Raw genomic sequence first — 12,628 nt, forward strand, 5'->3', positions numbered from 1 at the left:
GTGACCCTCAGAGCAGGTCGTGGCAGACGATCGCCTGGTCACGGCCGGGGCCCACACCGATGACGGACATGCGCGCGCCCGACAGCTCCTCGACGCGACGCACGTACGCCTGCGCGTTGGCCGGCAGCTCCTCGAACGTCCGTGCCCCCGAGATGTCCTCGGGCCAGCCCGGCAGCTCCTCGTACACGGGCACCGCGTGGTGGAAGTCGGACTGGTCGACCGGCATCTCGTCGTGACGCACGCCGTCGACGTCGTACGCGACGCAGACCGGGACGGTCTCCAGGCCGGTGAGCACGTCGAGCTTCGTGAGGACGAAGTCGGTGACGCCGTTGATCCGCGCGGCGTAGCGGGCGACGACGGAGTCGTACCAACCGCAGCGACGCGGCCGACCCGTCGTCGTGCCGAACTCGCCGCCCTGCTCGCGCAGGAAGTCGCCGGACGCGTCGAGCAGCTCGGTCGGGAACGGGCCCTCGCCCACACGCGTCGTGTAGGCCTTGACGATGCCGATGACCCGCTCGATGCGCGTCGGGGCGATACCCGAGCCGGTCGCCGCGCCCCCGGAGGTCGCCGACGACGACGTGACGAACGGGTACGTCCCGTGGTCGACGTCGAGCATCGTCGCCTGTCCCGCCTCGAGGAGCACCGTCTTGCCGTCGGCGATCGCGCGATCGAGCACCAAGGTGGTGTCGGTGACGTACGGCGCGAGCCGGTCGGCGTACCCCCGCAGCTCCTCGACGACCTCCTCGACCGTCACGGCGCGGCGGTTGTAGACCTTGGTGAGGATCTGGTTCTTCAGCTCCAGCGCACCCTCGACCTTCTGGGTGAGGATCTTCTCGTCGAAGAGGTCCTGCACGCGGATGCCCAGACGGTTCATCTTGTCGGCGTACGTCGGGCCGATGCCGCGCCCGGTCGTGCCGATCTTGCGCGAGCCGAGGAACCGCTCGGTGACCTTGTCGAGGACCTTGTTGTACTCGGGGATCACGTGCGCGCTCGCGCTGACCTGCAGGGCCGAGGTGTCGACGCCGCGCGCCTCGAGGCCGTCGATCTCTTCGAACAGCACGCCGATGTCGACGACGACGCCGTTGCCGATGACCGGGATGCAGCCCGGCGTGAGGATGCCGCTGGGCAGGAGGTGGAGGGCGTACTTCTCGCTGGTCCCGTCTTCCTGGGGGATCACGACCGTGTGTCCGGCGTTGTTGCCGCCGTTGAACTTGACGACATAGTCGACGCGGCTACCGAGCAGGTCGGTCGCCTTGCCCTTCCCCTCGTCTCCCCACTGGGCTCCGACGATCACGACTGCGGGCATGGACCTGCACCACCTGAGACATGCGACAAGCCCCGTGCGACGGGGCTCTTACGGTCAGAGTCTACCGGGCCGCGCCGACCGACGGCGCCCCCCGAGGTGGTAGACCGTCTCCATGACCTCCGCCCTCCTCATTGCGAACACCTCCGCAGGCAGTGCCGACGACGACGTGCTCGACGAGGTGGTCGCTGCGCTGCGCTCTCGCTGGGACGTCGAGGTCGCCCGTACGGCCAAGCCGGACGAGCTGCGTGACGTGCTCGCCTCCCACACCGACACCGACGTGGTGGTCGCGGCCGGCGGCGACGGTTCGTGGCACGCGGTGGTGCAGGCGCTGCACTCCCTCGGCCGGCTCCCCGAGCAGGTCGTTGCGCTGGTCCCGATGGGCACCGGCAACGACTTCGCACGCACGCTCGGGCTCCCCGACGATCCTGTCGACGCGGCCCGCGGGCTGCTCGACGCCGAGCCCCAGCCGCTCGACCTCGCCGTCGACAAGGACGGCGCCGTCGTCGTGAACGCCGTCCACGTCGGCGTCGGCGCGCTCGCCGGCGAGGAGGCTGGCCCGTGGAAACGTCGGCTCGGGCCGCTCGGCTATGCCGTGGGCGCCGTCAAGGCAGGTCTGGTCGGGGCGCCCGAACGGCTGCGGGTCGTGGTCGACGGGCGGCTCGTCGACCACGGTGATGACGTCGTCCAGGCTGCGGTCGGGATCGGCCGGTACGTCGGGGGCGGCGCACCGCTGCTCCCCGACGCCGATCCGAGCGACGGGCTGCTCGACATCACGATCTCCCACGCGGACGCCCTGCCACGACGGCTCGCATACGGGCTGCGCCTCTTGCGGGGCCGGCACACCGAGCGCGACGACGTCGTGTCCGTACGGGGCCGCGAGGTCACCATCTCCGGCGACGCCATGACCTGGAACGCCGACGGCGAGGTCAGCGACGGCATGCGGACGCGGACCTGGCGGATCGAGCAGGCTGGCTACCGCATGCTCGTCTCGGGCCCCGACAAGCCCACCCAGGACGAGTGAAACTCGGTCTTACAGGACATATTGCGGAGTGACCCCATCCGGGTCACAATGGGGTGAGTGGCAGTGGCCGCGACGGAGTCTACCGGGGGATGGCTCCAGTCCGCGGCCACTGTTACGCCTTTCAGGACAGGCTATTCGGCCCCTGCGCGACCGCCCAGGACGAGCACGTCGTACGCCTCCTGGCTCGACTCCCGAAGGAACTCCCGGCAGCGGTGCGCCTCGTCGAGATCGCCGATACGCTCCGAGGCTTCGGCCAGATCGGCCAGCGCCCGCAGGAAGCCCTGGTTGCCGGGGTGCGACCACGGGACCGGGCCGTGACCCTTCCAGCCGCTGCGGCGCAGCGCGTCGAGCCCACGGTGGTAGCCCGTACGGGCGAACGCGTACGCCGTGACGTCGTCGTCGGCCGCGAGCGCCTCGTCCGCGCACAGCGCCCACGCCAGGCTGGACGCCGGGTAGGCCCGCGCGACGTCCTGCGGCGTGCCGTCGGCTCCCGCCGCCGGGTCGTCGGGAAGCAGGGTCTCGGTCGGTTCTCCGAGCAGGTTGGACATGTCCGCCGCCTCAGCCGAGCTTCGTGCCGGTCGAGGACAGGTGCTGGCAGGCCTCGACGACACGCGCCGCCATGCCGGCCTCGGCCGCCTTGCCCCACGAGCGGGGGTCGTACTTCTTCTTGTCGCCGACCTCGCCGTCGACCTTGAGCACGCCGTCGTAGTTGCGGAACATGTGGTCGGCCGCCGGGCGCGTGAAGGCGTACTGGGTGTCGGTGTCGATGTTCATCTTGATGACGCCGTACGAGACCGCCTCGGCGATCTCCTCCGCCGTCGAGCCGGAGCCGCCGTGGAAGACGAAGTCGAACGCGCGCGCGATGCCGTACTTCTCCTGGACCGCCTTCTGGGCGGCGTCGAGGACGGCGGGCCGCAGCTTGACGTTGCCCGGCTTGTAGACGCCGTGGACGTTGCCGAAGGTGAGCGCCGTGAGATAGCGGCCCTTCTCACCCGTGCCGAGCGCGGCGACGGTGGCGAGCGCGTCCCCCGGAGTCGTGTAGAGCTTGTCGTCGATCGCGCCGACAATGCCGTCTTCCTCGCCGCCGACGACACCGACCTCGATCTCGAGGATGACGTTGGCCGCGGCGCACGCGGCGAGCAGCTCCTCGGCGATCTGGAGGTTCTCGTCGAGCGGCACGGCCGAGCCGTCCCACATGTGCGACTGGAAGTAGGGCAGACCGCCCTGCTTCACGCGCTCGGTGGACGCGGCGAGCAGCGGACGGACGAAGCCGTCGAGCTTGTTCTCGGGGCAGTGGTCGGTGTGGAGCGCGACGTTCACCGGGTACTTCTTGGCGACCTCGTGCGCGTACGCGGCGAACGCCAACGAGCCGGTGACCATGTCCTTGACGGTCGGCCCGGAGAGGTACTCGGCGCCGCCGGTCGAGACCTGGATGATGCCGTCGCTCTCGGCCTCGGCGAAGCCGGCGAGCGCGGCGTTGAGCGTCTGGGACGAGCTGACGTTGATCGCGGGGTAGGCGAACGCGTCGCGCTTCGCCTTGTCGAGCATCTCGGCGTAGACCTCGGGCGTTGCGACGGGCATGGATGACTCCTCATCGAGCTCGGCTGTGCAGTTCGTGGGGCGGTGAGTTCATGACCCACGCAGTGGGGCCATTATCGCAGGGGCGCGCCGAGCGTCGACACCGCGGCGCGTGCGGCCTGCTGGACGGGGTCCCAGACCGAGGCGAACGGCGGCGCGTAGCCGAGATCGGTCATCATCAGGTCGTCGACGGTCATCTCGTTCCACAGGGCGAGCGCGAACGAGTCGATCCGCAGGGCCGCTCCCTCTCCCCCGACGATCTGGGCGCCCAGGAGCCGCCGGCTCGGACGGTCGGCGACGACCTTGACCGTCAGCGGGCGGGCGTTCGGCATGTATCCGGCGCTCGTCGTCGCCTCGATCGTGACCGCGACGGGCGTGAAGCCCGTGTCGGAGGCGTCCTGCTCCCCCAGCCCCGTACGCGCGATCTCGAGCGTGACGACCTTCGTCATGGCGGTACCGACGACGCCGGGGAAGGTGACGTCGGACCCGGCGAGATTGCGGCCGACGACCCATCCCTGCTTGTTGGCGTGCGTGCCGAGCGGGATGTAGACCTGGCGCCCGCTCACCCGGTGGCGCGACTCGACGCAGTCTCCGGCGGCCCAGACGTGCCGGTCGGCGTCGAGCATCCCGCGGGCGTCGACAGGCAGCGCGCCCTTGACCCCGGTCGGCAGACCCGCGCCCGCGGCGAGCTCCGTCCGGGCCCGTACTCCGGCGCCGAGGATCACGAGATCGGTCTCGATCGTGCCGTGGTCGGTCACCACCGCCCGTACGCGGCCGTCGACGTCGGACTCGAAGCCCGTCACCGTGACGGGCGCGCGGACGTCGATGCCGTCCGTGCGCATCTCGGTCGCGATCTGCGCGCCGAGCTCGGCGTCGATCGTCGGCATCGGGGTCGGGTGGCTGCCGACGACGACGGTCTCGAGGCCGCGACGCACGCATGCCTCGGCCATCTCGACGCCGATGTATCCGGCGCCCACGATGACGACGTGCTTCGGGTCCTTCTCGAGCGCGTCGAGCACGCGGCGGCCGTCGGCAAGCGTCTGCACCCCATGGATGCCGTCGGCGTCGACGCCCGGGACGTCGGGGCGTACGGGCTCGGCGCCGGTGGCGATCAGGAGCTCGTCGTACGCGAACGTCTCCGTACCCTCAGGCGTCCGCGCGACGACCTTGCCGGCATCGAGGTCGAGCTCGATCGCCGTCGTCTCCGTACGGACGTCGATGCCGTTGGCGCGGTGCTGCTCAGGCGTACGGGCGACGAGGTCGTCGAGCGTGGTGACATCGCCGGCGACCCAGTACGGGATGCCGCACGCGGAGTACGACGTCCAGGGCTGGCGCTCGAGGACGACGACGTCGAGCGCGTCTTTGAGCGCGCGCTTCGCGGTGGACGCCGCTGACATCCCGGCGGCGTCACCTCCGACCACGACAAGTCTGCGGGGCATGGGTCGAGCCTAGGCGCCGCCGGCGATGAGCCCTCGTTGGAAGGCTGGTGGTTGCGGTGCTCGCTGCCGGAATGTCCGGTCAGGACCTTCTGCCAGGACAGATCCCGAGCTGTCGCGCCAAGCGTCCCGCCGGCCAGCCGCCCGAGCAGAGCAGCTGCCGCGAAGCGGGGATCCCAGTCGTGGTCCGCCAGCTCCTGGGCGCCCTCGCTGTAGAGCCGGTCAACGTTGGGGCCGTGCGAGGCCGCAACGACGAGCGCGGAGGTCGCCGGCATCTCTGGGATCGCGCCGGTGGCGATCGCGCCACGCGATCAGTTTGAGGACGACCTGCGCCTCCAGGGTCGGGACGGCGATTCGTCCTGCGTGACGCAGCCGCGCGACGTCTGCGTTCGCATAGGCCTCAGTGAAGCCCAGCACCGTCATCACGTAGTCATTGGTCCACCCGATGGTGCGGTCCGCACGCTCGACCGCTCTCCCTGCGGAGGTCGCTCGACTTCAGCCGCGAGGTCTCTTGACGGTTCATGCGTTCGGAATAGCCCATTGTTCATGGTTTCTGAACAGACTTGAATCCTGAACAGACCTGAACGCTCAGCCCGAGATCTCCGCGTGCTGCAGGACCCAGGAGTGCATCGCGACGGCGGCCGCGGCGCCGACGTTGATCGAGCGCGTCGAGCCGAACTGCGTGATCTCCAGCACGGCATCGGCCGCCGCGAGCATCTCCTCCGACAGCCCTGGCCCTTCCTGGCCGAACACCAGTGCGCATGCGCGCGGCAGCACGGCGCGCTCGATCGGGCGCGACCGCTCCACGTTGTCGATCGCGACCAGCGGCAGCCCTTCCGTACGGGCCCATGCCACGAAGTCCTCGACCGTCGGATGGTGGCGCACGTGCTGATAACGGTCCGTCACCATCGCGCCCCGACGGTTCCAGCGACGTCGCCCCACGACGTGCACCTCCGCGGCAAGGAAGGCGTTGGCGGTACGGACAATCGAGCCGATGTTGTGGTCGTGCTGCCAGTTCTCGACGACGACGTGGAACGGGTGCCGGCGCGTGTCGAGGTCGGCGACGATCGCCTCAACCGTCCAGTAGCGATAGGCGTCGACCACGTTGCGCCGGTCGCCGTCACGCAGCAGCTCGACGTCGAACCGCGGATCGTCGGGCCACTCCCCCTCCCAGGGGCCGACTCCGACCTCGGTCTCGTGCGCCTCGTCACCGTCCACGGGGCGAGCGTACGGGTCTCGACAGGGCTCGACCGGCGGGAGGCGGGCTCGACCGGCGGGAGGTCTCGACAGGCTCGACCGGCGCAGGCCAGAGCTCGACCAGCGGAGGACCGGCGAGCCGGACCGCGGGCGCTTGCCCACGCGGCGTACGCTCGTCCCGCTATGTCTGGACTCCCCGGACCGGCAGGCAACGTCCGACCGGTCGTGATTGCACACCGCGGCGCCTCCGGCTATCGCCCGGAGCACACGCTCGCGTCGTACCTCCTCAGCGTCGCGCTCGGCGCCGACGTCATCGAGCCCGACCTCGTCAGCACCGCCGACGGCGTCCTGGTCGCCCGCCACGAAAACGAGATCGGCGGCACCACCGACGTCGCCGCCCACCCCGAGTTCGCCGGCCGCCGGACCACCAGGCGCGTCGACGGCCGCGAGGTGACCGGCTGGTTCACCGAGGACTTCACGCTCGCCGAGCTCAAGACGCTGCGCGCCCGCGAACGGATCCCGCAGCTGCGCCCGAGCAACACCTCGTACGACGGCTGGTACGAGGTGCCGACACTCGACGAGATCCTCGGGCTCGCCGAGATGGCGTCGTACCAGTTCGGGCGACGCGTCGGCGTCGTGCCCGAGCTCAAGACGTCCACGTACTTCCGCGAGCGCGACCTGCCGCTCGAAGAGCCGCTCCTGCGGGCCGTGCGCGAATGGGGACTCGACGCCGCCGACTCCGGGTTCGCCGTGCAGTCGTTCGAGGTCGCGAACCTTCAGCGGCTGGCCGCGGACTCGCGGCTGCGACTCGTCCAGCTGGTCGAGCCGGTGGGTGCCCCGTACGACCGTGTGCGCGCGGGCGACCCGCTCACGTACGCCGAGATGGTGCGCCCCACGGGTCTGGCGCGGGTCGCCGAGTACGCGCACGTGCTCGGCGCGCCGAAAGACCTGCTGCTCCCCCGGACGCCGGCAGGCGAGCTCGGGTCACCCAGCGGCCTCACCGGCGACGCACACGCGGCCGGCCTCGAGGTGTACGTCTGGACGGTCCGGCGCGAGAACGCCTTCCTACCCGTCGACCTGCGCTCCAGCGAGATCGGCGGCGACGCCGGAGACGTACGCCGGGAGCTCGACGCGCTGCTCGCGCTCGGCGTGGACGGGATGTTCGCCGACCAGCCGGACGTCGCCGTCGAGGCCGTCGCGGCGCGGGTGGCGCGCTACAGCCCGAGGTCGGTCTTCGAGATCGCGAAGCGGTAGTCGAGGCCCTCGGCGCGCACGCGGTCGGCCGCGTCGGTCTCGCGGTCCACGATCACGGCGACGGCGACGACCTCCGCACCGGCCTCGCGCAGCGCCTCGACGGCAGTGAGCACCGAGCCACCGGTGGTGGAGGTGTCCTCGACGGCGACGACCCGCCGACCGGCGACGTCGGGCCCCTCGATCCGGCGCTGGAGCCCGTGGGCCTTCTCGGCCTTGCGGACCACGAACGCGTCGAGCGCCCGTCCCTGCGCCGCGGCCTGGTGGAGCATCGCCGCTGCGACGGGGTCGGCGCCCATCGTGAGCCCGCCGACCGCGTCGTACTCGAGGTCGCCGAGCAGGTCGAGCATTACGCGTCCGACCAGCGGTGCTGCCTCGTGGTCGAGCGTCACCCGGCGCAGATCGACGTAGTAGTCGGCCTCCTTGCCCGAGGAGAGCGTGACCTTGCCGTGAATGACGGCCTTGTCCTTGACCTGGTCGATGAGGGCGTCGCGATCGCTCATGGCTCGAGGGTATCGAGCCGCTGGCGCCTACTTCGCGACGGCCGACGCCAGCTCGCCGAAGACCACCGACCGCGCGTCGGTGTGGAACAGCTCCGAGCACGTGACGAGGGTGATCAACCGCTCGGTCGGCACCCCGCCCGGCTCCCCGGGCACCGGGTCGAGCACCCACCCCTCGGAGAAGTCGAGCTCGCGGTCCGTCCCGTCGTCGCGCAGGAGGTACGTGAAAACGTGCGTGCGTGTCTCGACGATGACCTCGTCGCCCTTGCGCAGCCCGAGGAAGTGGCGGAACGGCTCGCCGTGCGTGACCCGATGTCCGCTCGCACGCGTGGACGGCGCGCCTGCCGGTCTCCGCCCTCACCCGACGACTCGCGCCCCACCCGAGGGCGCGACTCGTCAGGGAGCAGGTGCTGGGGCGCGATCGTCGCGGCGTACCGGTGCCCCGCGTACGCCCGTGGGCTGCGAAGCACGTGGTGGCGCCTAGAGTCGGGACGGTGAAGACCAGCAGCGCACGCGTCGCCGGACTCGGCACGACCATCTTCGCCGAGATGTCGGCGCTCGCCGTCCGTACGGGCGCGGTCAACCTGGGCCAGGGCTTCCCCGACACCGACGGTCCGAGCGACGTGATCGACGTGGCGGTCGAGGCGATGCGCGCCGGCGCCAACCAGTATCCGCCGGGCCTCGGGGTCCCCGCGCTGCGCGAGGCGATCGCGGCGCACCAGCGGCGCTGGTACGGGATCGTTCTCGATCCCGAGACCCAGATCGCGGTGTCGACCGGGGCGACCGAAGCGATCGCGGCGGCGATCCTCGGCCTGGTCGACCCCGGCGACGAGGTGGTCGTCCTCGAGCCGTACTACGACTCGTACGTGGCGGTCCTGGAGTTTGCCGGGGGCATCCGCAAACCGGTCACGCTGCGTGCTCCCGACTTCCGGCTCGACCTCGACGCGCTGCGCGCCGCCGTCGGTCCACGCACGACGGCGATGCTGATCAACAGCCCGCACAACCCGACCGGGATGGTGCTGAACGCCGAGGAGCGCGAAGCGATCCGCGACCTCGCCGTCGCGCACGACCTCGTGGTGATCACCGACGAGGTGTACGAGCACCTCACCTTCGACGGGGTCGCGCACGTGCCGCTGGCGACGCTGCCCGGCATGGGCGAGCGGACGTTGACGATCTCCAGCGCCGGCAAGTCGTTCTCGTTCACCGGCTGGAAGATCGGCTGGCTGAGCGGGCCTGCCGCGCTCGTCCGGGCGGCCGTCGGAGCGAAGCAGTTCCTCACCTACACTTCCGGCGCGCCGTTCCAGCCCGCGATCGCGCACGCGCTCGGGCACGACGCGGCGTACTTCGAAGGGTTCGCGGCGACGCTGCAGGCGCGGCGCGACCAGCTCTGCGCCGGGCTAACCGAGATCGGCTTCACGACCTACGTGCCGCAGGGGACCTACTTCGCGACGACCGACATCCGCCCGCTCGGCTACGACGACGGCATCGCGTTCTGCCGCGCGCTGCCCGAGCTCGCAGGCGTCGTCGCGGTGCCGACGCAGGTGTTCTACGACGACGAGGACGCGGGTCGTCCCCTCGTACGGTGGGCGTTCTGCAAGCAGGAGCCGGTGATCGCCGAGGCCCTGAGCCGCCTGGACGCCCTCCGCGTCCGCGCGGTGAAAGCAACCTGACCGAATTCGGCAGCAAGAAGGGTCAGGTTCCTTTCACAACGCGGAGAAGGCGTGACGCCCCGCGCGAGCGCCCCTAGCGTCCCCTCATGCGCGCTGCCCTCCGCCGTCTGCTCGTTCCCCTGGCCTCCCCAGAACCCCGCGACCACCACCACGGGCACCGCGACGATGCACGGCGACTCGGCGTCCAGCGACACGACCCCGTACGCAGGTCCGGGCACCGGATCGGTCGCGCTCTGCACCGCGATCTTCGACCGGACGCCGACGGTCCACCTGCTCGACCCGGCGAACGGCAAGAGCCTCGCCTCGCTGCCGCTGACGAAGGGAAGCCTCTTCGGCGGCGTGTACGCCTACCTGGACCACGAGGACCGGCTCGTCGTGGTCGACGGCGACAAGAACCTGCTGCGGATCGGCCACCACCGCGACGGCAGCACGTGGCGCCTCACAGTCGACGAGTCGACTCCGCTCGCGTCGGCGCTGCCGGCCGGGGCGGCCGTCGTCGGACTCTCCCCGGGCTGGGACCACGAGGTGTGGATCGCTGCGAGCGACGGCACCGTCGGTACGGTCGCCGAGGACGGGACCGTACGGACGATCGCCCTCGGCGAGGCCGTCCAGAACAGCATCTCCACCGTCGAGGGCCGCACCGCCGTTGTCACGGAGCATGCGCTGTACGTCCTCTCCGCACGCGCCGACGGCACGCCCGAGGTGCGGTGGCGTGCCCCGTACGCCCGTGGTCCGGGCCGCAAACCCGGCCAGCTCAGCTGGGGAAGCGGCGCGACGCCGACGTTCTTCGGCCCGCGCCAGGGCACCGAGTAGGTGACGATCACCGACAACGCCGCCCCGCACTCGCGACTGCTCGTCTATCCCGCGAACAGCGGCAGCGAGGACTCGCCGATCGCGTCGGGGCGCAGCGTCTTCGTCACCAACACCTTCGGCTACCCCTATCCGGCCCTTCCGGACGGCGCGCCAGCGAGCGTGCCGTCGTCAGGGTCGTTCACCGGGGGCATGACCCGCGTCGACGTGCGCGCCGACGAGTCCGGCTGCGACGTCGTCTGGGAGTCCGACGTGAAGTCGGCCGCGCTCCCCCGAACTCTCGCTCGGAGACGACCTGACCTACACCGTCACCGTCAGCGGGCCCACCGACATCGTCGGGAGCCACACGTTCGCCGCGTACTCGTACGCGGTCGTCGACCCTCACACGGGCCGCGTCGTGAAGACGTCGCTGCTCGGCCTCGGGCTGCTCTTCAACCCGCTGCAGATGACCGGCATGACGGGACGCGACGCGACGCTCTACCAGGGGACGGAGACCGGCGTCGTGCACGTACGCCGCAGCTGACGAGTCACTACGCGTCTCGCGCCCCGCGCCGTCGTACCAGGAGCGAGGCGAGCACACCTGCACCGAGCACGAACGAGGCAGTCGGGACGACGTCGGCGACGCGGGACGGAGGCGACGCTCCGTCCCGACCGGCGGCCACCGCGGATCGTGCCTCGTCAGGCCGCTGCGTGAGATCGGACGAGGGATATGCCACGACCTCGCACGCGTTGGTCGCGAAGTCTTCGCTCGTCCCGACCAGGTAGCGCTCACCCGGCTCCAGCTCTGCGTCGATCGAGCTCGTGGCGGCCCTCTACGAGAACGGCCATGGCGGTGCCTCCTGTCCGGACAGGACCCACACCTCCGGTGCAAGGTCCGGGCCCTTCCAGACCTCTTCGACCGCGAGCCGCGTGAAGCCGCGCTCAGTCTCCGCTGCGACGCCGACGAAGACCACAGGCGCTCTCGTCGGAGCGTTCACGGCACAGATCGCGTGGGCAGGAGCCGCAGACGCGACCAGCGCGGCGAACCCGAGACCCGCAGCAACGACGAGCGACCTCACGGGCGCGCCTGGGCGGCGGCCTCGATCTCCTTCGCCGGGGCGAACGTGCGGGCGACGAAGAGGATGGACGGCACGAGGATGAGCGGCACGACGTAGATCCACCGGAGCGCGCCCTCGGTGGCGAGCACCCCGATGAGTCCGGCGCCGATGATGTTGCCCAGATAGTTGAAGAGGTTGAGGCGGGCGATCGCGACGTCGGCGTCGGAGCCGGGCAGGTTGCCGGCCGCGGCGAACGCGAGCGGGATGATCACCGGGAGGCCGAGGCCCATCAGGCCGAACGCGGCGATCGCCAGTGCCGGGGTCGGCGCCACGACGACGAGTGCGAGGGCGACGATGCCGACCACGGTCCCCGCGCGGACGACGGCGACCGCGCCGAACCGGACGACGAACCGGTCACCCGCCAGCCGGGAGATGACGGCACCGACCTGGTAGGCCGCATAACCGAGCGGCGCGACCGACTTCGCGGCGTCGAGGGCGTCGTGGAGGTAGATCGTGCTCCAGCTCATCACCGACGTGTCGGCCAGGTAGAAGACCACGACGACGAGCCCGAGCGCGACGAGCGGGCGCCACGGCACGTGCAGCGGCGGACGCTCCACCTCCGAAACCTCGCCCGCCTCGTGCTCGACGGCCGGACGCACCAGGTAAGGGGAGAGCACCAGGGTGGCTGCCACGCCGACCACTCCGACAGCCACCAGCGACGGCATCAGCCCAATCTCGAGCTCCGCGCAGCCGGCGGCGTATAGGGCTCCGACGATCGCACCGATGCTCCACATCCCGTGGAAGCTGGTCATGATGCTGCGG

At 70.9% G+C, this 12,628-nt stretch carries 13 protein-coding genes and 1 pseudogene; 5 read left to right on the forward strand and 9 right to left on the reverse strand.

The window, feature by feature from the left end; all coding sequences use genetic code 11:
- Nucleotides 1–7: 7 nt before the first annotated feature.
- Complete coding sequence (locus HCT63_RS15110) at nucleotides 8–1,306, reverse strand: adenylosuccinate synthase (protein WP_167006467.1); 1,299 nt, start codon at nucleotides 1,304–1,306, stop codon at nucleotides 8–10.
- A gap of 112 nt (nucleotides 1,307–1,418) precedes the next feature.
- Here HCT63_RS15110 and HCT63_RS15115 point away from each other — a divergent pair, with 112 nt between their 5' ends.
- Nucleotides 1,419–2,327 (forward strand): YegS/Rv2252/BmrU family lipid kinase, encoded by a 909-nt coding sequence (locus tag HCT63_RS15115; protein WP_167006470.1) that lies wholly within the window; start codon nucleotides 1,419–1,421, stop codon nucleotides 2,325–2,327.
- Nucleotides 2,328–2,458: 131 nt separating this feature from the next.
- Here HCT63_RS15115 and HCT63_RS15120 read toward each other — a convergent pair whose 3' ends face one another.
- The 4 genes from HCT63_RS15120 to HCT63_RS15135 all read right to left on the reverse strand — a co-directional run bounded on the left by HCT63_RS15120 (nucleotide 2,459) and on the right by HCT63_RS15135 (nucleotide 6,559).
- Entirely contained in the window at nucleotides 2,459–2,875 is a 417-nt protein-coding gene (locus HCT63_RS15120) for a DUF3151 domain-containing protein (RefSeq protein WP_167006473.1), read from the reverse strand.
- Nucleotides 2,876–2,885: 10 nt separating this feature from the next.
- Complete coding sequence (gene fbaA, locus HCT63_RS15125; RefSeq protein ID WP_167006476.1) at nucleotides 2,886–3,908, reverse strand: class II fructose-bisphosphate aldolase; 1,023 nt, start codon at nucleotides 3,906–3,908, stop codon at nucleotides 2,886–2,888.
- A gap of 71 nt (nucleotides 3,909–3,979) precedes the next feature.
- On the reverse strand, nucleotides 3,980–5,344 hold the full coding sequence (locus HCT63_RS15130) for an FAD-dependent oxidoreductase (protein ID WP_167006479.1): 1,365 nt from the start codon (nucleotides 5,342–5,344) through the stop codon (nucleotides 3,980–3,982).
- A gap of 585 nt (nucleotides 5,345–5,929) precedes the next feature.
- Nucleotides 5,930–6,559, reverse strand: coding sequence for an RNA methyltransferase (locus HCT63_RS15135; RefSeq protein ID WP_167006482.1), 630 nt, complete (start codon nucleotides 6,557–6,559; stop codon nucleotides 5,930–5,932).
- A 162-nt stretch (nucleotides 6,560–6,721) separates the two neighbouring features.
- On the opposite strand from HCT63_RS15135, the gene HCT63_RS15140 reads away from it, so the two are divergent.
- A complete protein-coding gene (locus HCT63_RS15140) occupies nucleotides 6,722–7,792 on the forward strand; it encodes a glycerophosphodiester phosphodiesterase (RefSeq protein ID WP_167006485.1) in 1,071 nt (356 codons plus the stop codon).
- On the opposite strand, the gene pyrE is transcribed toward HCT63_RS15140, so the two are convergent.
- Both pyrE and HCT63_RS15150 read right to left on the reverse strand, forming a co-directional pair.
- Nucleotides 7,753–8,292 carry an orotate phosphoribosyltransferase gene (pyrE, locus tag HCT63_RS15145; RefSeq protein WP_167006488.1) on the reverse strand — a complete coding sequence of 180 codons (540 nt, stop codon included), beginning with the start codon at nucleotides 8,290–8,292 and terminating at the stop codon, nucleotides 7,753–7,755. The genes HCT63_RS15140 and pyrE overlap by 40 nt on opposite strands.
- Nucleotides 8,293–8,319: 27 nt before the next feature.
- Nucleotides 8,320–8,598, reverse strand: a pseudogene (locus HCT63_RS15150) (sortase); the annotation flags it as partial.
- 185 nt (nucleotides 8,599–8,783) lie between these two features.
- Between HCT63_RS15150 and HCT63_RS15155 the strand changes: the two are divergent.
- The 3 genes from HCT63_RS15155 to HCT63_RS20720 all read left to right on the forward strand — a co-directional run bounded on the left by HCT63_RS15155 (nucleotide 8,784) and on the right by HCT63_RS20720 (nucleotide 11,292).
- A complete protein-coding gene (locus HCT63_RS15155) occupies nucleotides 8,784–9,959 on the forward strand; it encodes a pyridoxal phosphate-dependent aminotransferase (protein ID WP_167006491.1) in 1,176 nt (391 codons plus the stop codon).
- Nucleotides 9,960–10,010: 51 nt separating this feature from the next.
- Complete coding sequence (locus HCT63_RS20285) at nucleotides 10,011–10,772, forward strand: hypothetical protein (RefSeq protein ID WP_208322454.1); 762 nt, start codon at nucleotides 10,011–10,013, stop codon at nucleotides 10,770–10,772.
- Nucleotides 10,773–11,166: 394 nt separating this feature from the next.
- On the forward strand, nucleotides 11,167–11,292 hold the full coding sequence (locus tag HCT63_RS20720) for a hypothetical protein (RefSeq protein WP_279587743.1): 126 nt from the start codon (nucleotides 11,167–11,169) through the stop codon (nucleotides 11,290–11,292).
- A gap of 289 nt (nucleotides 11,293–11,581) precedes the next feature.
- On the opposite strand, the gene HCT63_RS15165 is transcribed toward HCT63_RS20720, so the two are convergent.
- Both HCT63_RS15165 and HCT63_RS20530 read right to left on the reverse strand, forming a co-directional pair.
- The gene (locus HCT63_RS15165) at nucleotides 11,582–11,827 is read right to left on the reverse strand and encodes a hypothetical protein (RefSeq protein ID WP_167006494.1); all 246 of its coding nucleotides are present in this window, start codon (nucleotides 11,825–11,827) and stop codon (nucleotides 11,582–11,584) included.
- Nucleotides 11,824–12,618 (reverse strand): MFS transporter, encoded by a 795-nt coding sequence (locus tag HCT63_RS20530; protein WP_347877949.1) that lies wholly within the window; start codon nucleotides 12,616–12,618, stop codon nucleotides 11,824–11,826. The genes HCT63_RS15165 and HCT63_RS20530 overlap by 4 nt, the downstream gene beginning before the upstream one ends.
- Nucleotides 12,619–12,628: the final 10 nt, after the last annotated feature.

This window comes from Mumia sp. ZJ430, assembly GCF_011751845.1.
Taxonomy (GTDB): Bacteria; Actinomycetota; Actinomycetes; order Propionibacteriales; family Nocardioidaceae; genus Mumia.